Below are 20,817 nucleotides of genomic sequence, written 5' to 3' on the forward strand. Positions count from 1 at the left end.
TGGGTTACTAAAAATAATGACGCCAAGGAGAAAGAAGAATAATGAATGCGTTAGAGCAAAATGCATATGGAAAGTTAGTTCCACTATTCGCAGATGATTATGATACTATTAAAAAACAAGCTACTTTAGAAGTTGGTGGTGGTAACGGGGGAGGAGGTATGCAGGACAGATTAGAGAAACGAGTTGAACGCCTAGAGGCTGACGTAGTCCAGATCAAAATGGATTTGACAAAGCTTACTATCCGCTCTGAGGAATTTTCAACCAAAAGTGATTTGCTCTCTCTTAAAGCTGAAATCAATAAAGAATTTGGCTTGATCAACAAGGAGTTTGGCGCTTTTCACAAAGAATTCTCCACTATTCATCAACGGATTGCTAACCAAACGAAATGGATAGCAGGGATTGTATTTACCGCTCTTGGTTTAGGTATCGCAGTAATCAAGTACCTTTTTTGATGATCCACAAATTGCCCCAAACGTACACGCTATGTTCGTTTTAAGCACGCAGTTACAGGCATGTAAGTTGCTGATTTTTATTTAACTGTTTGTTTTTATTAGTGCCAAAATGGGGGCGAACTGGCCCGGTCCATAATAGATAAGGAAAATCTGCACCAGCAGCGGCGTACCGGTAAACAGCGTGATATACCCCGTCACCAGCGGCGAGAGCACCGGCGTACGCAGCGAGAGGATCAGGGTAAACAGCAGCGCCAGCAACAGCGCCACCAGCACCGCGGCCGCCGTCAGCGACAGGCTGACCGGTAGGCCGGGCAGCAGCGCCAGCAAATAACCGGCCATCAGGATGCCCTCTTGTCAAATCGCGTGGCGCGCCGTTCGCAGGCGCGCAGGACGGCCTGGCTGAACAGCGTAATCACCAGGTAGACCCCCGCCGCCAGCAGATACCAGGTAAACGGCCGTTGCGTAAAGCTGACGATACTTTTGGTTTGCAGCATCAGATCGTTAACGCTAATCAGCGACACCAGCGCCGTGTCCTTCAACAGCACCAGCCACTGATTTCCCAGACCGGGCAGGGCGTGACGCCACATTTGCGGCAGAATCACCCGAAAAAACGTCGCGCCGTTACTCATGCCCAGCGCCTGCCCCGACTCCCACTGACCCTGCGCAATGGCTTTCAACGCGCCGCGCAGGGTCTACGAGGCGTAGGCGGCGTACAGCAGCGCCAGCGCGATGACGCCGCAGAGAAAAGGACTGACATCGAAGTTGTCGATGGGCAGCGCGAGCGAGAAGCGCAATGACCCCAAAAGATAAGGTAACGCCATCCGCCAGCGTCACCAGCAGCTGCGAGGCGCCGAAAGTAGATAAACAGCACCACCAGGATTTCCGGCAGACCGCGCAGCAACGTGACCAGCGCGGTCCCACTCAACGCAAGCCAGCGCCAGCGCGCCGATTCCAGCGCGGCAAAGCCCATGGCCAATAGCAGACAATGACCAGCGCGCACAGCGCCAGGCCGAGGGTCGTGCCCGCGGCGGTGGCGATGGGGTAGAGTTCCGTCATCAAAGTAACTTACTGCTTAAACCATTTCTGATACAGGCTCTGATAGGTACCGTCCTGCTTGACCTTGTCCAGCGCCTGATTGAACTTATCCACCAGCGCCGTATTATTCAGCCGCACGGCGATGCCGAGGCCGGTGCCGAAATAGGCTTTATCGGTCACTTTATCGCCGACGGTCGCCAGGCAGGCGTCCTTCATCAGCCATTCGTTCACCACGGCGGTATCGCCGAACACGCTGTCCAGGCGGCCGTTTTTCAGATCCAGGATCGCGTTCTGATAGCTGTCGTAGGGCACCGAGGTGATTTCGGGGTGTTTATCCACCAGGTATTTCTGATGGGTGGAGCCGTTTTGCATCCCGACGCGTTTGCCGGCCAGGGACGCCAAATCGGCGAATTTGCCTTTCAGGGCGACAAAGACCGCCGAATTTTCATAATAGGGCTGGGTGAACGCGACCTGCTTTTGACGATCCGGGGTGATATCCATACCGGAAATCACGGCGTCAAAGCGGCGGAAGCGCAGGCTGGGGATCAGGCTGTCAAACGCCTGATTGGTAAACGTACACTCCACTTCCATCTGCTTACACAGCGCATTGGCCAGGTCGATATCGAAGCCCTGGATTTTATTGTCGGCCCCGACAAACTCGAACGGCGCATAGGTAGCTTCGGTGGCGAAACGCACGGTTTGCGCGGCGCTAACGCCGGTGGACACAACGGCCAGCAGCGCGGCAATAACGGTCTTTTTCATTGGTGTGATTCCCGAAAAGATTAATGCGAGAAATACTGCGCAAACGCGGAGGTTTGCGGTTGCGTGAAATGGCTGGCGTCGCCCTGTTCCACAATGCGGCCGTTTTCCATATACACCACCCGGCTTGCGGTCTTGCGCGCCACCTCCACTTCATGGGTGACGATCACCTGGGTGATGCCGGTCTGCGCCAGCTCACGAATGATGCTGACGATTTGCGCGGTGATTTCCGGATCCAGCGCCGCCGTCGGTTCATCGAACAGCAGCACCTGCGGCTCCATCATCAGCGCGCGGGCGATAGCCACACGCTGTTGCTGGCCGCCGGACAGATGCAGCGGGAAGCGATCTGCATAATCCTGCAACCGCAGGCGCACCAGCAATTTGTCCGCGCGGGCATTGGCCGCCGGACGGTCCAGGCCGCGGACCCGGCAAGGGGCTTCAATCAGACTCTGGCGCACCGTCAGATGCGGCCACAGATGGTATTGCTGAAACACCATGCCGACATTTTGGCGCAGCGCGCGGATAGACTTCACGTTCGGCGTGCGGAGAAAGTCGAAATGATTACCGGCGATATCCAGTTCACCGTCGCGGGGCATTTCCAGCAGGTTAAGCACGCGCCGCAGCGAGCTTTTCCCGGCGCCGCTCGGGCCGAGCAATACCAGCGTCTCACCCGCCGGGCAGGTCAGGGTGACATCGAACAGCGCCTGATACGCCCCATAAAAGCAGTTGATGCGGTTAAGTTGAATACTCATGCGAATAAACTGAATAGCCATTGGGGGGGGGCAGATGGTACCGTCGCGCCAGCGTCGATGCAATTCACCACATTGAAAATTTACAATTAGGAAGATAATAATACGAATGACAGTACAAAGCAGCAGCAACGGCCGTTTTTCCGTCGGGTTATGCTTCAGGCGGGCGCGAACGCGCTATAGCGCCCCGGTGCGCCGGGGCGAAACAGAAAGGTCAGCGTGTCTCCAGTGTTTGGCGCAGCGTGCCGGTCGTCGCGGGCGGCGCGGCCCCCAGGTAGCGCACATCGTCCAACACCCAGCAGGTGCCTTCACGGATCATTAGCGCTTCGGCCTGCCAAGCGACATCCGGCCGGTCGCCGGCCTGACGCCGCGACATAGCTACCCGCAGCGGGATATTTTTAGCGCCGGTATTGGGTATACGCGACGCGCTGCGCACCGTCACCGACGTAGGGCCCAGGCTGTCGCCGCTGAAAATGTCCATCGCCGGCAAACGCGCCAGCTTTTGCGTACCGTGGCCGTCCTCGGCCAGGCTTTGGTAGAGCGCGGTACTCAAATAGGGGCGATAGCGGGCCAGGGTGACGGCATCAGGTTTGCCCTGATTGCCCTGTTGCAGACGCAAATCATAGAATTGCTGCGCCACGCTATCGGGGCCGCCCTGCACGCAGGGCGCGCTGCGGCTGCCCACGTCATGATAGGCGGGGTCGACCGCGCTACACGCGCTGAGGGCCAGCATCACGGGAAACAGGACCAGCGATTTATTTTTCATTGTCGGCCTTAAAAGTGAAGTGTAAGGGAGCCTGTTCTTCTACAGTATAGATAATTATCAGGGGGTTGTAGCACCCGCCGTGCTATTGCGCACGTTGTCGCCCGCGCCGGTGGCCGCCCCCCCAGGCCCGTGAAATGAGGAACCTTATGTCACCCTTCTTCCCGCGCGCGCCGTGGCGCCCCCTGGGATTTACGCTGTTTATCGCGCTATGGCTACTGGCCGGCTGTCAGCCGCGCGACTACCGGCTGGACACGTCGCATCAGGCGCGCAGTCAGGATGACCGCATTACGGTGCTGGTGCTGCACTATACCGCTGGCGACTTCGATCGCTCACTGGCCACGCTGGCCCAGGGCCCGGTCAGCGCCCATTATCTGGTGCCCGTGCCGCAGGTGGCGGTGGTGGTGGCGCTGTGTCGCGACATTCTGCGCCGCCATCCCATCACGCCGCTCAATGTCGTGGGGCATAGCGACATCGCCTGGCGACGCAAGCAGGACCCAGGCCCGTTGTTTCTCTGGCAGCAACTGGCGGCGGCAGGTATCGGCGTCTGGCCGCAGGCGGCGCGGGTGCGCTACTTCCTGGCGGGACGCGACCCGCAGGCGTCGGTACCGGCGGCGGCGATACTGCGCGGTATGGCGCAACTGGGCTATGACGTCACGCCCGATATGCCGCAAACGCTGCAGCGTCGGGCGCTGCGGGCGTTTCAGATGCATTATCGACCCAGCGACTACCGCGGCTTGCCGGATGCTCAGACGCTGGTGGTCCTGCAGGCGTTATTGGAAATAGACGCCGGTGAGCGGCGCGGCGGCTAATTTGTCATGGTGGGCGAGAAACTCGTGCCAACAGTCAACCACTTTCTCCAGGTCCTGGCGGCTGACGTTGAGATGCGTCACCAGCCGGGTGAGGGTACCCGAGGCGATAATGATATCGTGGTCGCGCATCCAGGGCGTCAGTCTGGCCGATAAATCGGCGGACTGGCGGATAAACAGCATATTGGTCTGCGCGCCCGGCGCGACAATGTCGACCCCCAGTTGCGCCAGTTGCTGCGCCAGCCAGCGGGCGTTATCGTGGTCCTCCTGCAGACGGGTCACATGATGCGCCAGCGCGTAGCGGGCGCAGGCGGCCAGAATACCCGCCTGGCGCATGCCGCCGCCGCCCATCTTGCGCCAGCGTCTGGCGCGGGCGATGTAGTCTTCGCTGCCGCACAGAAGCGATCCCACCGGGGCGCCCAACCCTTTGGAGAGGCATATTGTCAGCGTGTCGTAATATTGGCTTATCTCGCTAAGGGCAATGCCCTGCGCTACCGCGGCGTTAAACACCCGCGCGCCGTCGATGTGCAGGGCCAACCGCCGTTCGCGGGTCAACGCCCACGCCTGGCGCAGATAGTCCTGGGGGACCACCTTGCCGTTGTGGGTATTTTCCAGGCTCAGGCCGGGTGCGGGCGAAATGAAAATCGTCCGGTTTAATGGCGGCGGCCACTTTGTCCAGCGGCAGTGTCGCGTCATCGGTAAAGTCCAGCGGTTGCGGCTGGATACTGCCGAGCACCGCGGCGCCGCCCGCCTCGAACAGATAATTATGGGCTTTTTGCCCGACGATATACTCTTCGCCGCGCTGGCAATGGGTCATCAGTGCCACCAGATTGGCCTGGGTGCCGCTGGGGAAAAACAGCGCGGCCTCTTTGGCGGCCAGCCGCGCGCCGTCGGCCTCGAGTGCCGCTACCGTGGGATCGTCGCCATACACATCATCGCCGACTTCAGCGGCGGCCATTGCTTGACGCATTGCGTCGGTGGGCAAGGTCACGGTATCGCTGCGTAAATCAATCATGCTAATCCCATCCTAACGTATTGGACCGAAGGCCGCTCAAGGGGGGGGGGGCGGCACTGCGGCAAACGGCAATCCCGGCCGGCGCTTAACGCAGCCAGTTGGTTTTGGCGAGCGCCACAATCTCATCGCCACGGCCGTTGATGATGGCGCGCAGCATATACAGACTGAAGCCTTTGGCTTGTTCAAACTTAATTTGCGGCGGCATCGCCAGCTCTTCTTTGGCGGTGGCCACGTCCACCACCACCGGACCGTCATGGGCAAACGCCTCTGTCAGCGCGGCGGATTTTTCCACCCGAAGACCTTTGATGCCCGCGGCGCGGGCGATGGCGGCGAAGTCGGGGTTTTGCAGATCGGTGCCGTCGGTCAGATAGCCGCCAGCTTTCATTTCCATCGCAACAAAACCCAGCACACTATTATTAAAGATAACGATTTTCACCGGCAATTTCATCTGCGCCAACGACAAAAAATCCCCCATCAGCATGGTAAAGCCGCCGTCGCCGCACAGCGCCACCACCTGCCGACCGGGACAGGTGGCCTGCGCGCCCAGCGCCTGCGGCAGGGCGTTGGCCATTGAGCCGTGATTGAACGATCCCAGCAGCCGGCGGCGGCCGTTCATCGTCAAATAGCGGGTTGCCCACACCGTCGGCGTTCCCACATCACAGGTAAAGACGGCGTCCTGGGCCGCCAGCCGGCTGATTTCGTGCGCGACGTATTGCGGATGGATCGCTTTCTCCCCGCTGGGCTGGGCCAGCGCATCCAGATCGCGGCGGGTGTCGCGGTAGTGCGCCAGCGCCTTATCGAGAAACGTCCGATCGGTTTTCTCGCGTAGCCGCGGCAACAGCACCGCCAGGGTGGACTTGATATCCCCCAGCAGCGCCATGTCCAGCTTACAATGGGCACCCAGGCTGCCCGGCGCGATATCGATCTGGATAATGCGGGCATCTTGAGGGTAAAAGGCGCGATACGGAAAGCGGGTTCCCAGTAGCACCAACGTATCGGCATTCATCATCGCCTGATAACCGGACGAAAAACCGATAAGGCCGGTCATGCCCACATCATACGGATTGTCCCACTCAAGATGTTCCTTACCGCGCAGGGCATGCACCACAGGCGCTTTTAACTGCTGGGCCAGCGCCACGACCTCATCATGTGCGCCAGCGCAGCCGCTGCCGCACATCAGGGTGACATTTTCGGCCTCGTTGAGCAGGGCGGCAAGCTTCGAGAGTTCGTCCACCGGGGGCACCGCCAGCGGCGCGCGCGGGGAGTACCAGTCAGGCCGTTGCCCTTCCGGCGCCGGCTTGAGTGCGACATCGCCGGGTAGGACAATCACCGATACGCCCCGATCGATAATGGCTTTGCGCATGGCGATGCCCAGTATTTGCGGCAGTTGTTCCGGATTGGACACCAATTCGCAGTAGTGGCTGCATTCCCGAAACAGCGACTCGGGATGCGTCTCCTGGAAATAGCCGCTGCCGATTTCACTGGAGGGAATATGGGCGGCGATAGCCAAAACCGGAACTTGGTTGCGGTGGCAGTCGAATAACCCATTGATAAGGTGCAGGTTACCGGGCCCGCAGGAGCCGGCGCACACCGCCAGCTCGCCGGTCACGTGCGCTTCGGCGCCGGCCGCAAACGCGGCGACCTCTTCATGACGCGTGCCCTGCCACGCTATCGTACCCATTCGGTTAAGGCTGTCGCTCAGACCATTGAGCGAATCGCCGGTGGCACCCCAAATCCGCTTCACCCCCGCCCATTCGAGGGTGTGGGCAATCATTGCCGCCACAGTGTATTTCATGCCTACCTCCGTAGAGAATGTCACGGCAGCACCGTGCTGGGCGACCGTCTGGTTATAGGGTAGACCTTATCGACGGCATGGGGGTAAGCCAATATGACCGCGCGGCGTGGTGCCCGCGGCCGCTTAGCCGCCGGCGTGCACCGAAAACAGGGCGATGAGGACCGGCGCCAGCAGACTGAGCAAAAAGCCCTGTACGATCGCCGCGGGCACGATTTCCATCCCGCCGCTGCGCTGCAGCACCGGCAAGGTAAAATCCATCGAGGTGGCGTCGCACAATCCCAGCGCCGTATGGCGTCGGCGTCGTATCAGCAGCGGGATCAGTATAATCGCCAGCAGTTCACGCAGCAGGTCGTTGAAAAACGCCGCGCTGCCGATAACCGGCCCGAATGCATCGGTCATCAGAATACCCGATAGCGAATACCAGCCATAGGCGGCCGCGAGAGCCAGCCCGGTGGTCAACGGCAGCCCCAGCAGCATGGCGGCCAGGGCGCTTAGCGCGACCACCAGCCACAGCAACAGGATCAGCAGCAGTTCGCTGGCCTGGGTCGCCAGGCTGAACCCGGACCAATGCGTGAGACCGAGCGCGAAGCCGGCGACCACCACGACGCAAAGCTTGAGCGAGTCTAGAACCATGCGCCAGCGTGAGGGCGGCGGCGCGAGAGCGGTGGCGGCGGGCCAAGGCAGGAGTTTTTCCAGCACTGCCAGCGCCAGCGCATTCATCGCCAGAATACATAGGGCGCTGACGGCGATAATCACGCCGATCCGCAGCAGGTTGCTGGCGAGATTGGGTAAAAACGCCAGGCTGGTGCCCATCAAAAACAGGATAACGTACACCATGGCGCTTAAGGCTCGGTTCACGGCCTGTAGCCAGCGGACGGGGCAGCAGATAGCCGATAATCAGCGGGACGAGAATGAGCAACAGACTGGCATACATGAACAGACCACTTCCTTATGACGCCGCGAGGCGACGGACCGCCACACGCTAGCGAAAAGCGCCGGCGCTGTAAAGGGCAGCGCTGTGGAAAAAACACCTCACCCTCCACGGGGGCCATAAGGGGGCGGCGATGGCGCCGCGTCGGGGGGATTTATCGCATAATTAAACTTGCGTCGTAAAAGAAAAGTGTTATAACTTGATAGTATGCAGGCGCAAGCGGCAAATAAAATGCCAGCGTTAGGCTGGCATTTCATGCGGTGACACCTTTAATTGTGAGGCGCGTTATTAGGCAACAGTCTCGGCTTCAACAGGCACAATCAGGCTCGCATGGTTCCCTTTGGGCCCCTGATGAACCTCGAATCTGACGACTTGCCCCGCTTTCAGCGTCCGGTAACCGTCCATCTGGATCGTTGAATAGTGCGCAAAGATATCCTCGCCGCCGTTTTCCGGGCAGATAAAACCAAAACCTTTGGCGTTATTGAACCATTTAACTTTACCCGTCTCCATATTTCTACATCCCTCGCAACCGAAGCTTTTATGTGATGAGGATAGTTGACGTCGTAAGCGGCTGATTACCCGCATCCGCTTATGCCTCTACACTCTAGAGGATAGCGATAAGAGATCAAGCGAAGGCTAAAGAGTTGGCTGACGACATTATCAAACTTTGAAGCAGTTAACGCTTTAACCCGTTTTTTCCGGACGGTTGCCGGCACACCCAAACAAAATTCTGACGCCGCCGGCGGCTATTTTGATTATCCAATGGTAAGATGAAAGAAAGGGGCTGCTCTAGCGCAGCGGTGATGATTTAGCGTTGGAACAACACGATGGGTAAGACAAGCGACAGGCTGGATGAGCGCCATCTAGCTGAAGAACAGGTGAAAGATGCGGTACAACCCCCGTCTATGTATAAAGTCATACTTATCAATGACGACTATACTCCAATGGAATTTGTTATTGACGTATTGCAAAAGTTCTTTTCTTATGATGTTGAACGTGCAACGCAACTGATGCTTAGGGTGCATTATCAGGGAAAGGCCGTTTGCGGTATCTATACCGCTGAGGTCGCGGAAACCAAGGCGGTTCACGTCAACCGCTACGCCCGGGAAAACGAGCATCCGTTGCTTTGTACGCTGGAAAAAGCCTGAAAGGGCAATCTATTTGGGGAGGTGCCAATGCTCAATCAAGAACTGGAACTCAGTTTAAACATGGCTTTCGCCAGAGCGCGTGAGCACCGGCATGAATTTATGACCGTGGAACATTTGCTGCTTGCCCTGCTCAGCAACCCTGCGGCGCGTGAAGCGCTGGAGGCGTGCACGGTCGATCTGGTGGCCCTGCGCCAGGAATTGGAAGCCTTTATCGAACAAACCACACCGACCTTACCCGCAAGTGATGAAGAGCGCGAAACGCAGCCCACACTCAGTTTTCAGCGCGTACTGCAGCGCGCGGTCTTCCACGTCCAGTCGTCCGGGCGTAGCGAAGTGTCCGGCACCAACGTGCTGGTGGCGATTTTCAGCGAGCAGGAATCCCAGGCGGCCTATTTGCTGCGCAAGCATGACGTCAGCCGGTTGGATGTGGTGAATTTTATCTCCCACGGTACGCGTAAAAAAGATGAGACGCAGGCACCCGGGCCTGAAACGCCGGTCAACGAAGAGCAGTCAGGCGGGGAGGAGCGTATGGAAAACTTCACCACCAACCTTAATCAACTGGCGCGCGTCGGCGGCATCGACCCGCTGATTGGCCGCGATCGTGAGCTGGAACGCGCCATTCAGGTCCTGTGCCGCCGTCGGAAAAACAACCCGCTGCTGGTAGGCGAATCCGGGGTGGGTAAAACCGCCATCGCGGAAGGGCTGGCCTGGCGGATCGTGCGCGGCGAAGTGCCCGAGGTGATCGCCGATTGCACCATTTACTCCCTGGATATCGGTTCGCTGCTGGCCGGCACCAAGTACCGCGGCGATTTCGAGAAACGGTTCAAGGCGCTGCTCAAACAGCTTGAGCAGGACCAGAACAGCATTCTGTTTATCGATGAAATCCACACTATCATCGGCGCCGGCGCGGCTTCGGGGGGGCAAGTGGATGCCGCCAACCTGATTAAACCGTTGCTCTCCAGCGGCAAAATCCGCGTGATGGGCTCCACCACCTACCAGAAATTCAGCAATATTTTTGAAAAAGATCGCGCCCTGGCGCGTCGTTTCCAGAAAATAGACATTACGGAACCGACGGTGGAGGAAACGGTGCAGATCCTGACCGGGCTGAAAACCAAATATGAAGCCCACCACGACGTGCGCTATACTGCCAAGGCGGTGAGGGCAGCGGTGGAGCTGGCGGTGAAATACATTAACGACCGCCATCTGCCGGACAAAGCTATCGATGTCATTGATGAGGCGGGCGCGCGTAGTCGACTGATGCCTGTCAGCAAGCGTAAAAAGACCGTCAACGTGGCGGATATCGAGTCGGTAGTGGCGCGTATCGCCCGTATTCCGGAGAAAACGGTTTCAGCGAGCGACCGCGACGTGCTGAAAAATCTGGGTGACCGGCTGAAGATGCTGGTTTTTGGTCAGGACAAAGCCATCGAGGTGCTGACCGAGGCGATCAAAATGAGCCGCGCCGGGCTGGGGCAGGAGCATAAACCGGTGGGATCTTTCCTGTTTGCCGGTTCCACGGGCGTCGGTAAAACCGAGGTGACGGTGCAGTTAGCCAAAGCGCTGGATATTGAGCTGCTGCGCTTCGACATGTCTGAATATATGGAGCGACACACCGTCAGCCGCCTGATTGGCGCGCCTCCCGGCTATGTCGGCTACGATCAGGGCGGCCTGTTGACCGATGCTGTATTGAAGCATCCCCATTCCGTGCTGCTGCTTGATGAAATCGAGAAGGCCCATCCGGACGTTTTCAATCTGCTGTTGCAGGTGATGGACAACGGTACGCTGACCGACAATAACGGCCGCAAGGCGGATTTCCGTAATGTGATACTGGTGATGACCACCAACGCCGGCGTGCAGGAAACCCAGCGCCAGTCGATAGGGCTGATTCAGCAGGATAACAGCACGGACGCCATGTCGGAGATAAAGAAGGTGTTTACGCCGGAATTCCGCAACCGTCTTGATAATGTGATTTGGTTTAACCATCTCTCTACCGAGGTTATCCAGCAGGTGGTCGACAAATTTATCGTCGAGCTCCAGGCGCAGCTGGATGCCAAGGGCGTTTCGCTGGAAGTCAGCGACGACGCGCGCAACTGGCTCAGCGACAAAGGCTACGACAAAGCCATGGGCGCCCGTCCGATGGCACGCGTCATGCAGGAGAATCTGAAAAAACCGTTGGCCAACGAGCTGTTGTTCGGTTCGCTGGTGGATGGCGGTTCAGTGCGGGTGGAACTGGACAAAGAGAGTCAAACGCTCAAATACCAGTTCTTCAGCGCGCAAAAACGTAAGGCCGAAGGGGCGGTGCACTAACTCCCGACGGTTGAGCCGGAGCAACGCAGGGCGATACCTCAGGGTATCGCCTTTTTTTATGCCAGCGCCGGGGCCTTGGCGATGTCCTGTCGGCGGCTTTCGCCTTGCTGCGCCGCTGGTATCGCGTTGCCGCAGCGTCGATACCCCGGACGGCATCGCCGGTTTCATCATTGCCGCACCGAGGTTTGCTGCATTGTTGCGCCGCCAGCGCCAGCGCGCAATCTGCTGCGCGTTGGCTGTGACAATGCGGTGGCGGTATAGGGCGCGATGCATAAGGGGATGCAGAAAGATTCCGGGGGCGAACGAAACAGCAGCTCAAGCGGAATACCGGCTCGGCGGCGAAGGACGGGCGGGTAAGCCGTGCGTCAGGGGGAAAGCGGGGCGGCACAACGCCCTCAAGCCGGAGAGGGGCGATAGCCCGGATAGCGCAGCCGGATAGCCGGTGCTGGGGTCATCGCCTTCTTCAGCCGTTATGGCGGGTAGAAATACTCACCGGCGTCGCGGCAGGGGGAATTATCGCGCATCATGCCGAGGATAATCGTCACCGGAACCGGCCGGGCAACGCGCTCAGATAATCTTAGGACCCTGTACACGATTCTGTGTAAATGCCTTTTCTCAGAAGTGACCGTCCAGGCGGTCACCGAACTCGATAATAAAGCGGCTCATTGCCATGCGCCAGTCCCTCAAAGGCATTGTCCATTTCTGTGAGGCCGCCTGTATCGCCAGCCACACCACCTTTTTCACTGCGTCGTCGGTCGGGAACACCTTGCGCTTTTTGATGGCATGCCGGATCACGCTGTTTAACGACTCGATGGCGTTGGTCGTGTAGATCACCTTACGGATGTCCGTTGGGTAGGCAAAGAACGTGGCCAGATTGGCCCAGTTTGCCTGCCAGCTTCGACTTATTTGCGGGTAGCGGATGCCCCAGGCATTGGAGAACGCTTCCAGCGCCTGCACGCCGGCTTCTTCCGTAGGGGCCTGATAGATAAGCTTTCAGGTCGCGGGTGACGGCCTTGTAGTCCTTCCAGGAGACGAACCGCAGGCTGTTGCGCACCATATGCACGATACACAGCTGGAGCCGCGCCTCCGGATACACCGCGTTAATAGCGTCAGGGAAACCTTTCAGCTCGTCTACGCAGGCGATAAGGATATCGTTCAGGCCGCGGTTTTTCAGCTCTGTCAGCACGTTCAGCCAGAACTTTGCGCCTTCATTTTCGGCCAGCCACATACCTAGCAACTCTTTCTGGCCTTCGATGTTGATGCCCAGCACCAGGAACACAGATTTGTTGATGATGCGGCTGTCCTGCCGGACTTTTAGAACGATACAGTCAAGATAAACAATGGGATAGACTGCATCCAGAGGCCGGTTTTGCCATTCGACAACCTGCTCCATGACCGCATCGGTGACCTTTGAGACCAGCGCCGGCGAGACATCGGCGTCATACAGCTCTTTGAACGCGGCGGCGATCTCGCGGGTGGTCATCCCTTTGGCATACAACGATAAAATCTGGTTATCCATCCCGGTAATCCGGGTCTGGTTCTTCTTCACCAGTTGCGGTTCAAAGGAACCGTCACGATCGCGCGGAGTACGCAGCGCCAGCGGGCCATCGCCAGTGGTAACGGTTTTTGTGGAATAGCCGTTGCGGGCGTTGGTCCCCGGTTTAGGCTGATTTTTATCGTAGCCGAGGTGATGGGTCATTTCGGCATTGAGAGCTGCTTCGACGCTAATTTTTTCAGCAGCCGATCGAAGTGACTGAGATCTTCAGGGGTTTTGAGATTTTTGGCCAGTTCGTTAGCCAGAGCCTGCAACTGTTTTTCGTCCATAAATTAACCTGTTTTTGATGTTGGATTGAACATATCAAAATCAGGCAAATACACAAATTTCTAAACAGGCTCAATCTTAGCGGCTGCGGAAGACAATGCGGCCTTTGCTCAGATCGTACGGGGTCAGCTCAACGGTGACCTTGTCGCCCGTCAGGATACGGATGTAGTTCTTGCGCATTTTACCGGAGATATGTGCGGTCACCACATGTCCGTTTTCCAATTCCACGCGGAACATGGTGTTAGGCAGCGTGTCCAGTACGGTGCCTTGCATTTCAATATTGTCTTCTTTGGCCATCGAATCCTCTAGGTGTGAATACCATAGTTTTTAACCGGCAAGATAATGCCGAAAAACCCTCATTATGTAAAGAAATGATGAAGAAAGCCGCATCATCTGCGGCTTTCAGAATCAGGAAGGACGGTAAAGAGGGTTTGCGGTTGCCAGCAGCCGGCCGCCAGCGATAAAGGTAGTAATTGCGTAAGCATAGCCAGAAAATCGCCGCGCGCAATATTATGCGCCCCGAACGATGCGGTATGCGAGTTCAATACTTGGCAGTCTACCATTTTTCCGCCCTGATGCATAAAATAACGGCAAAAACACCCCAGCGCCAATTTTGATGCGTTCGGCCGTCGGCTAAACATCGACTCGCCGAAAAACAGCGCCCCCTGCGCTACACCATACAGGCCGCCGGCCAGCGTCTCATCGTCCCACACCTCGATCGAGTGGGCGTGGCCGAGCTGATGCAGATGATTATAGGCGATTTCGACTTCGCTACCGATCCAGCTTCCCTCCGCGCCGCGTTCTGCGCAGGCGGAGACCACCTCGGCGAACGCCTGATTCAACGTGACGCACCAGCGGCAGCGGCGAACAAAGCGGCTAAAACTGCGGCTTTGATGGAACGCATGGGGAAACAGCACCGCGCGCAGATCCGGCGACCACCACAAAATGGCGTCGCCAGGGGAATACCAAGGGAAAATCCCCTGCCGATAGGCCGCCAGCAGCCGCTGTGGCGACAAATCGCCGCCGAAGGCCAGCAGACCGTTGGGCTCGCTAAGCGCCGTCTGCGGCGGTGGAAAATGCACAGAATCGGGTGAAAGACGGTAAAGTCGCATGCTGCCGTTAATTACTCCAATCCGTCTGAACACAATCGGCGGGGCGAGACCGACGGGCGTCGGCTATCCTCCGTCGAGTCTCTCTCTCTAGCGGCCGGTGATAGTGATAATAGAGTCCGCGCTGCGCCATCAGCGCCTGATGGCTACCTTGTTCAATCAGGTTACCGCGATCCATAATACAAATACGGTCTAAGCGTTCCAATCCCCGCAGCCGATGGGTGACGATGATAACCGTCCGCCCCTGGCCGAGTGTGGTCAACAATTGCAGTATCTGCTGCTCGGTGACGGCATCCAGCCCCTCGGTAGGCTCGTCAAGCAGCCATAGCGGCGCGGCGTGCAGCAGCGCGCGGGCGATGCCCATGCGGCGTTGTTCGCCGCCGGAGAGCGCGCGGCCGCCCTCGCCAAGCCAAGCGTTAAATCCCTCGCCCACCAGTAGCTTCTCCAGGCCGACCTGCCGCAGGACCGCGCACAGTTGTTCATCGTCGACGTCCTGCGCCGCCAGGCGAAGATTATCGCGCAATGTCGCGCTGAAAATATGCACGCGCTGCGGCACCACGGCGGTCATCTCGCGTAGCGCGCTTTCGCTCCACTCCCGCAGCGGCACGCCGTTGAGCGCGATATCGCCCTCCTCGGGATCCCAGGCGCGGGTCAATAATTGCAGCAAAGTGGATTTCCCGCTACCGGTATGGCCGAGGAGGGCGATATGCTCGCCGGCGGCAACCGTCAGCGACAGCTCATCGATGGTGGGCGCCGCCTGCCCTGGATAGCGAAACCGCACCCGGCTGGCGCTGAGGGCGACGCTCGCGGCCGGCGCAGGGCCGGCGGTGGGGAAAACCACTTCTGGCGACTGATTGATAACCACGTTAAGGCGCGCGGCGGAGGCCATCACCTGCCCCAGATGTTGAAACGCGCCGGCCACCGGACCCAGCGCTTCAAAGGCCGCGAGCGTGGCGAAGGCGAACAGCGCAATGAGAGGATCGGACGATCCATCGCCGCCCACGCCGCCGGCAGCGAGCCATAGCACCAACGTTAACGTCAAACCGGTCAGCAGTAGCAGCAAACTTTGCGCGCCGGCGCCCAGGCCGCTCTGGCGGCGCTGATGCCCTTGCCAGCGTTGCTCGGTGGCATCCAATTGTTTGCGGTAGCGCTCGGCGGCGCCGTAGAGCATGAGTTCGGCGTTGCCGGAAAGCCAGGCATTCAGCCGCAGGCGGTATTCGGCGCGTAACGCGGTCAGCGCTTCGCCCACCGGCTTGCCGGCGCGGTAAAACAGCGGCGGGAACAGCGCCAGAATCACCAGCATTACCGTGCCGAGCGCCAGTCCCGATCGCGGGTCCAGCAGACATAGGCCGGCCGTCACCGCAAGCGTTACCACCAGCGCCCCCGCCAGCGGAGAGATCACCCGCAGATAAAGATGATCGAGCGTATCCACATCCGCCACCAGCCGATTAAGCAGTTCCGCCTGACGGAAGCGGGCAATCGCACCGGGAGAAAGGGGAAGAATACGGCTGAAGGTATAAAGCCGTAGATGCTGTAGCACGCGGAAGGTGGCGTCGTGGCTGACCACCCTCTCCGCCCAGCGGCCGGCGGTGCGGGTAATCGCCGCGCCCCGCACGCCGGCGGCGGGCAGCATGTAGTTGAAGCTGTAGAGGCCGGCGGCGCCCGCCGTCGCCGCGCCGGCGAGGAACCAGCCGGAGAGGGTCAGCAGACCAATGCTGGCCAGCAACGTGACGATAGCGAGCGCAACGCCAAGGGCAAGTTGGCCGCCATGGCGGCGATAGAGGGTCAAATAGGGCAGTAAGGCGCGCATGGTTACAACTCCTGTGCTCGGGAAGCAATCAAATCGGCCAGCGGCCCGTCGCAGGCGGTCAGGTCGGCATAGCGGCCCTGTTGTGCGATGATACCGCCGGCCATCACCCACACGGCGTCGTAATCCGCGATGGCCTGTAGCTGATGCGTGACCAGCAGCGTGGTTTGGCGACGCGTGGCGCTGTCCAGCGTGCGCATAACCAGCCGTTCGCTGTGGACGTCGAGGCTGGCGGTGGGTTCATCCAGCAACAGCAGCCCCGGGGCGCGGATTAACGCGCGCGCCAGGGCGACACGCTGCGCCTGGCCCACGGACAGAAGACCGGCGTCTTCACCGACGGCGCTGTCCAGGCCGTCCGGCAGCCCCGCAAGGAACTCCGCCACATAGGCCTCCTCCAGCGCCTGCGCCAGCTGCGAGGCCGTCGCCGCCGGGGCGCCGAGCAGAACATTGTCGCGCAGGGTCGCCGCCGGCAGCGCCGGACTCTGACTGACCCAGCTTAACCGTTCACGCCACAGGCGCGGCGATAGTGCACGCAGCTCTAGGCCGTTGACCTGCAGCGAGCCGCGGTAGGGCAAGAACCCCAGCAGCACGCCGAGCAGGGAGCTCTTGCCCGCGCCGCTGGCGCCAACGATAGCCACACGCTGGCCCGCCACGAGGGAAAAATTCAGCGGCCCGGCGAGCTCGCTCCCGTCCGGCGCCAGCACCCACAGATCGCGGGCGAGTAAACTGACCGGCCCCGCGGCAGGCGTTTCCTGGCCGGCGCCCTGGCTTGCGTCGTCGTGTTCCAAAAAGGAAACCAGCGATTCCGCGGCGCCCACCGCCTGGGCTTTAGCGTGATAAAAGGTGCCCAGATCGCGCAACGGTTGGAAAAATTCCGGCGCCAGGATCAACACCAAAAAGCCGGCGAACAGCGTAACGCCGGTGCCGTAACTGCCGAAATGCAGCTCGCCCAGGTAGGAGAAGCCGAAATAAACCGCCGCGACGGCGATGGAAATCGAGGCGAAGAATTCCAATATGCCAGACGACAGGAACGCCAGCCGCAAGACTTCCATGGTGCGCTGACGGAAGGCCTCGGTGGCGCGGCGGATATCCTCCGCTTCCGCCTCGGCGCGAAAAAACAGCCGCAGGGTTTCCAGCCCGCGTAGCCGGTCGAGGAAATACCCCGACAGGCGCGCCAGCGCCAGAAAGTTGCGCCGGTTGGCGTCAGCGGCGCCCATGCCCACCAACGCTATGAACAGTGGAATCAGCGGCGCGGTCAAAAACAAAATCAGCCCGGCGGCCCAATTGAGGGGAAATACCACGATGAGGATCATTAACGGTACCAGTACCGATAGCGTCATTTGCGGTAAATAGCGGGCGTAGTAGTCGTGCATATCCTCGATTTGTTCCAGCAGCATGCTGCTCCAGCTACCGGCGGGTTTACCGCGAATCCAGGCCGGCCCCAGCCGCTCGAGGCGGTCCAGCACCTGAGCGCGGATTTGGCGGCGTAGCACGCTGCCGGCGATAAAGCCTACCCGCTCACGAACGTAGTTGACCGCCGCGCGCAGCGCGAATAACGCCGCCAGAACCACAAAGTGGCCGGTCAGGCTGGCGCGCGGGATATTTTCCATGATCAATGCCTGTAGCAGGGCGGCCAGCGCCCAGGCCTGGGCAACGATAATCAAGGTGCTTAGCAGGCCGAGCAGCATGGAAAGGCGCAGCCAGCGGTTCACCCGCTGACTTTGCGATCTGAGCCAGCGTACCAGGATGTGTTGTCGATTCTTATTCATTGAACGTCAGTTTCCAGCCGGAGCGGCAAGCGGTTAACATTGGAAATCCCATGCCGGGAAGCGAGACCGGAATGACCTTAAGCTTGCCGGTGCGCCGATATCTTACCCTGTTGCGCGCGAGGTGAAAATCATTGCCGAGCAATTACCGCGGATGGGGCCTTCAAGCTGCGCCGCGGTCGACGGATGGGGCATTGACCGTTCGGATAATCTTAACGCGCCACCTAGCGTTCCGCCGGCGCGCGCCAAGCGGCCGTGAAGATGAGCGCCCGGACCCGTTTATTGCGCCTTGGCGCATGCAACGCACAGGAGAGAGCACGGACGAGGGCGGTCGGGGCCGAGCGTAGGCGTGTTGTTCCGCCCAGGCAGAGATAAAGAAAAGGCGGCCGAGGCCGCCCTGCTAGCGAGGCGGCCATCGCATGCGCCACTCGCCATGCCGCACTCAGACGTTGCGGCGTTAGAGTGAGCCGGCCTGCGCCAGTCCGTCGAGATAACGTTCGGCGTCCAGCGCCGCCATACAGCCGGTCCCGGCGGAGGTAATCGCCTGGCGGTAGTTATGGTCCATGACGTCGCCGGCCGCGAATACGCCCGGAATCGAGGTGGCGGTCGCGTTGCCGTTAATCCCGGACTGCACGCGCAAATAACCGTTTTGCAACGCCAGCTGCGAGCCGAAAATGGCGGTATTGGGGCTGTGGCCGATAGCGATAAAGACCCCGGCGACCGCCAAATCTTCATGAGCAGTGCCGGCCACTTCTTTCAGCCGCACGCCGGTGACGCCCATTTCGTCACCCAACACCTCTTCCAGCGTCCGGTTGGTATGCAGGACGATATTGCCGTTATTGACTTTATCCATCAGCCGGTCGATGAGGATCTTTTCCGAACGGAAGGTATCGCGGCGGTGGATTAAATGCACCTCTTCGGCGATATTGGCCAGATACAGGGCTTCCTCCACGGCGGTATTGCCGCCGCCGACCACCGCCACTTTCTGGTTGCGGTAAAAGAAGCCATCGCAGGTGGCGCAGGCGGACACCCCTTTTCCTTTATACGCTTCCTCGGACGGCAGGCCCAGATAACGCGCGGAGGCGCCGGTGGCGATAATAAGCGCATCGCAGGTGTATTCGCCGCTGTCGCCGACCAGGCGGAACGGACGGTTGTGCAGATCCACCTGGGTAATGTGGTCGAAAATGATTTCCGTGTTGAATTTTGTGGCGTGGGCGTACATGCGCTCCATCAGCAGCGGCCCGGTCAACCCTTCGGGGTCGCCCGGCCAGTTTTCCACCTCGGTGGTGGTGGTCAGCTGCCCGCCTTGCTCCATACCGGTGATTAAAACCGGATTCAGATTGGCGCGTGCGGTATAGACCGCGGCGGTATAGCCCGCCGGCCCTGAACCCAATATGAGTAATTTACTGTGTTTCACCGTAGACATGTTTTCCTCGTTGTCATCGCCTCAATAACCAGGGCATTGTAAGAAAATTACCAGAGTTAAAAAAGGATGCAAAAAGTAGTTAACGATTTTTCCAATTAATCGCGGCTATCAATGCCGCCGGCAGGGCATAATCGGGGAAAAAACCCCGCTAAACCCGCCCCGTGGCGAAGGTTGTCGCTAACAATCAGTATGTTGTTCTGATTTTTAACGTTTTACTTTGACAATCGGCTGCGCTTTTGCGAAAACATCTAGGCGGGCAAATAAACGGGCCGAGACTGGCCGCCCGTGCTGGGCAGCACGGTGGGTTTGCGCTGCCGCGCACGTTAAGCCGTTACAGCGCGTCACGCGCTACCTGATGCCGTTTAGTATGTTGACAGATAGGTTCTAAATGGTTCCAGAAAAGGTTGACCATAAAAAAAACCGATAATAGGTCTTTAGACAACCCCTGATACAATGAAGTTAGTAAGGGTATGGCAAGTACAGGGAAGGAATTGAGAGAGACACTAATGATGGTAGACAATAAAAAGCGCCCGGGGAAAGATCTCGATCGTATCGACCGCAATATCCTGAACGAGCTGCAAAAAGACGGACGGATTTCCAATGTCGAGTTATCGAAGCGGGTCGGGTTATCGCCCACCCCCTGTCTGGAACGCGTGCGGCGCCTGGAGCGCCAGGGTTTCATCCAGGGCTATACCGCGCTGTTGAACCCGCACTATCTGGATGCGTCGTTACTGGTGTTCGTTGAGATTACGCTCAACCGCGGCGCGCCGGATGTGTTCGAGCAATTCAACGCCGCGGTGCAGAAGCTGGAAGAAATTCAGGAGTGCCATCTGGTTTCAGGCGATTTCGACTATTTGTTGAAAACGCGTGTGCCGGATATGTCCGCCTATCGTAAACTGCTTGGCGAGACGCTACTGCGCCTGCCCGGCGTGAACGACACCCGGACCTATGTGGTCATGGAAGAAGTGAAACAGAGTAATCGTCTGGTCATAAAGACGCGTTAAGGAGCATTCCAGGTGCAAATACGGTTTGTTTTGGTTACACTCCTGTGAATTCATATAGTCCCAGCGCCGGACAGCATCTCGGCGCTGTTATTATATCGGTTAACAGGAACCTGGAGAGCCTTT

15 protein-coding genes and 5 pseudogenes are annotated in these 20,817 nt (G+C 58.9%); 5 read left to right on the forward strand and 15 right to left on the reverse strand.

The window, feature by feature from the left end:
* Positions 1–41 precede the first annotated feature (41 nt).
* Positions 42–452, forward strand: coding sequence for a hypothetical protein (locus SOPEG_RS22865; protein ID WP_025245336.1), 411 nt, complete (start codon positions 42–44; stop codon positions 450–452).
* 108 nt (positions 453–560) lie between these two features.
* Here SOPEG_RS22865 and SOPEG_RS10760 read toward each other — a convergent pair.
* The 5 genes and pseudogenes from SOPEG_RS10760 to SOPEG_RS10780 form a co-directional block, all read right to left on the reverse strand.
* A pseudogene (locus tag SOPEG_RS10760) lies at positions 561–791 on the reverse strand (ABC transporter permease subunit); the annotation flags it as partial.
* Positions 791–1,508, reverse strand: a pseudogene (gene artQ / locus SOPEG_RS10765) (arginine ABC transporter permease ArtQ). The pseudogenes artQ and SOPEG_RS10760, both read right to left, overlap by 1 nt.
* A gap of 9 nt (positions 1,509–1,517) precedes the next feature.
* Positions 1,518–2,249 (reverse strand): arginine ABC transporter substrate-binding protein, encoded by a 732-nt coding sequence (gene artJ / locus SOPEG_RS10770; RefSeq protein WP_025245338.1) that lies wholly within the window; start codon positions 2,247–2,249, stop codon positions 1,518–1,520.
* A gap of 20 nt (positions 2,250–2,269) precedes the next feature.
* Positions 2,270–2,998: an arginine ABC transporter ATP-binding protein ArtP gene (gene artP / locus SOPEG_RS10775; protein ID WP_148297058.1), complete on the reverse strand. Its 729-nt coding sequence runs from the start codon at positions 2,996–2,998 to the stop codon at positions 2,270–2,272.
* A gap of 211 nt (positions 2,999–3,209) precedes the next feature.
* A complete protein-coding gene (locus SOPEG_RS10780; protein ID WP_025245340.1) occupies positions 3,210–3,761 on the reverse strand; it encodes a lipoprotein in 552 nt (183 codons plus the stop codon).
* A 146-nt stretch (positions 3,762–3,907) separates the two neighbouring features.
* Between SOPEG_RS10780 and SOPEG_RS10785 the strand changes: the two genes are divergently transcribed.
* Positions 3,908–4,570, forward strand: a complete 663-nt coding sequence (locus SOPEG_RS10785; RefSeq protein WP_051419632.1) for an N-acetylmuramoyl-L-alanine amidase — start codon at positions 3,908–3,910, stop codon at positions 4,568–4,570.
* On the opposite strand, the pseudogene ltaE reads toward SOPEG_RS10785, so the two are convergent.
* The 4 genes and pseudogenes from ltaE to cspD form a co-directional block, all read right to left on the reverse strand.
* Positions 4,532–5,582: pseudogene (ltaE, locus tag SOPEG_RS10790) on the reverse strand (low-specificity L-threonine aldolase). The gene SOPEG_RS10785 and the pseudogene ltaE sit on opposite strands and share 39 nt — an antisense overlap.
* A gap of 85 nt (positions 5,583–5,667) precedes the next feature.
* Positions 5,668–7,377, reverse strand: coding sequence for a ubiquinone-dependent pyruvate dehydrogenase (gene poxB, locus SOPEG_RS10795; RefSeq protein ID WP_025245342.1), 1,710 nt, complete (start codon positions 7,375–7,377; stop codon positions 5,668–5,670).
* A gap of 123 nt (positions 7,378–7,500) precedes the next feature.
* Positions 7,501–8,311: pseudogene (locus SOPEG_RS10800) on the reverse strand (LysO family transporter).
* A 285-nt stretch (positions 8,312–8,596) separates the two neighbouring features.
* Positions 8,597–8,818 carry a cold shock-like protein CspD gene (gene cspD, locus SOPEG_RS10805; protein ID WP_025245343.1) on the reverse strand — a complete coding sequence of 74 codons (222 nt, stop codon included), beginning with the start codon at positions 8,816–8,818 and terminating at the stop codon, positions 8,597–8,599.
* Between the two features lie 317 nt (positions 8,819–9,135).
* On the opposite strand from cspD, the gene clpS reads away from it, so the two are divergent.
* A complete protein-coding gene (gene clpS / locus SOPEG_RS10810) occupies positions 9,136–9,456 on the forward strand; it encodes an ATP-dependent Clp protease adapter ClpS (protein ID WP_025245344.1) in 321 nt (106 codons plus the stop codon).
* A 27-nt stretch (positions 9,457–9,483) separates the two neighbouring features.
* Positions 9,484–11,760 (forward strand): ATP-dependent Clp protease ATP-binding subunit ClpA, encoded by a 2,277-nt coding sequence (gene clpA / locus SOPEG_RS10815; RefSeq protein WP_025245345.1) that lies wholly within the window; start codon positions 9,484–9,486, stop codon positions 11,758–11,760.
* 615 nt (positions 11,761–12,375) lie between these two features.
* On the opposite strand, the pseudogene SOPEG_RS10825 reads toward clpA, so the two are convergent.
* The 6 genes and pseudogenes from SOPEG_RS10825 to trxB form a co-directional block, all read right to left on the reverse strand.
* A pseudogene (locus SOPEG_RS10825) lies at positions 12,376–13,584 on the reverse strand (IS256 family transposase).
* A gap of 76 nt (positions 13,585–13,660) precedes the next feature.
* The gene (gene infA, locus SOPEG_RS10835; RefSeq protein ID WP_002211347.1) at positions 13,661–13,879 is read right to left on the reverse strand and encodes a translation initiation factor IF-1; all 219 of its coding nucleotides are present in this window, start codon (positions 13,877–13,879) and stop codon (positions 13,661–13,663) included.
* A gap of 92 nt (positions 13,880–13,971) precedes the next feature.
* A complete protein-coding gene (gene aat, locus SOPEG_RS10840) occupies positions 13,972–14,694 on the reverse strand; it encodes a leucyl/phenylalanyl-tRNA--protein transferase (protein WP_025245348.1) in 723 nt (240 codons plus the stop codon).
* A gap of 7 nt (positions 14,695–14,701) precedes the next feature.
* Complete coding sequence (gene cydC / locus SOPEG_RS10845) at positions 14,702–16,501, reverse strand: heme ABC transporter ATP-binding protein/permease CydC (RefSeq protein ID WP_025245349.1); 1,800 nt, start codon at positions 16,499–16,501, stop codon at positions 14,702–14,704.
* A 2-nt stretch (positions 16,502–16,503) separates the two neighbouring features.
* Positions 16,504–18,267: a heme ABC transporter permease/ATP-binding protein CydD gene (cydD, locus tag SOPEG_RS10850; RefSeq protein ID WP_025245350.1), complete on the reverse strand. Its 1,764-nt coding sequence runs from the start codon at positions 18,265–18,267 to the stop codon at positions 16,504–16,506.
* Between the two features lie 454 nt (positions 18,268–18,721).
* Positions 18,722–19,690, reverse strand: a complete 969-nt coding sequence (trxB, locus tag SOPEG_RS10855) for a thioredoxin-disulfide reductase (RefSeq protein WP_025245351.1) — start codon at positions 19,688–19,690, stop codon at positions 18,722–18,724.
* Between the two features lie 509 nt (positions 19,691–20,199).
* Between trxB and lrp the strand changes: the two genes are divergently transcribed.
* Positions 20,200–20,694, forward strand: coding sequence for a leucine-responsive transcriptional regulator Lrp (gene lrp / locus SOPEG_RS10860; protein WP_025245352.1), 495 nt, complete (start codon positions 20,200–20,202; stop codon positions 20,692–20,694).
* The last annotated feature ends 123 nt before the right edge of the window (positions 20,695–20,817 follow it).

It is taken from the genome of Candidatus Sodalis pierantonius str. SOPE, assembly GCF_000517405.1.
In the GTDB taxonomy this organism is placed as follows: domain Bacteria; phylum Pseudomonadota; class Gammaproteobacteria; order Enterobacterales; family Enterobacteriaceae; genus Sodalis_C; species Sodalis_C pierantonii.

Bases quoted from the DNA above. Each gene is read 5' to 3' on its own strand.
- SOPEG_RS22865 (WP_025245336.1), top strand. From the start codon at position 42: ATGAATGCGTTAGAGCAAAATGCATATGGAAAGTTAGTTCCACTATTC.
- artJ (WP_025245338.1), bottom strand. From the start codon at position 2,249: ATGAAAAAGACCGTTATTGCCGCGCTGCTGGCCGTTGTGTCCACCGGC.
- artP (WP_148297058.1), bottom strand. From the start codon at position 2,998: ATGAGTATTCAACTTAACCGCATCAACTGCTTTTATGGGGCGTATCAG.
- SOPEG_RS10780 (WP_025245340.1), bottom strand. From the start codon at position 3,761: ATGAAAAATAAATCGCTGGTCCTGTTTCCCGTGATGCTGGCCCTCAGC.
- SOPEG_RS10785 (WP_051419632.1), top strand. From the start codon at position 3,908: ATGTCACCCTTCTTCCCGCGCGCGCCGTGGCGCCCCCTGGGATTTACG.
- poxB (WP_025245342.1), bottom strand. From the start codon at position 7,377: ATGAAATACACTGTGGCGGCAATGATTGCCCACACCCTCGAATGGGCG.
- cspD (WP_025245343.1), bottom strand. From the start codon at position 8,818: ATGGAGACGGGTAAAGTTAAATGGTTCAATAACGCCAAAGGTTTTGGT.
- clpS (WP_025245344.1), top strand. From the start codon at position 9,136: ATGGGTAAGACAAGCGACAGGCTGGATGAGCGCCATCTAGCTGAAGAA.
- clpA (WP_025245345.1), top strand. From the start codon at position 9,484: ATGCTCAATCAAGAACTGGAACTCAGTTTAAACATGGCTTTCGCCAGA.
- infA (WP_002211347.1), bottom strand. From the start codon at position 13,879: ATGGCCAAAGAAGACAATATTGAAATGCAAGGCACCGTACTGGACACG.
- aat (WP_025245348.1), bottom strand. From the start codon at position 14,694: ATGCGACTTTACCGTCTTTCACCCGATTCTGTGCATTTTCCACCGCCG.
- cydC (WP_025245349.1), bottom strand. From the start codon at position 16,501: ATGCGCGCCTTACTGCCCTATTTGACCCTCTATCGCCGCCATGGCGGC.
- cydD (WP_025245350.1), bottom strand. From the start codon at position 18,267: ATGAATAAGAATCGACAACACATCCTGGTACGCTGGCTCAGATCGCAA.
- trxB (WP_025245351.1), bottom strand. From the start codon at position 19,690: ATGTCTACGGTGAAACACAGTAAATTACTCATATTGGGTTCAGGGCCG.
- lrp (WP_025245352.1), top strand. From the start codon at position 20,200: ATGGTAGACAATAAAAAGCGCCCGGGGAAAGATCTCGATCGTATCGAC.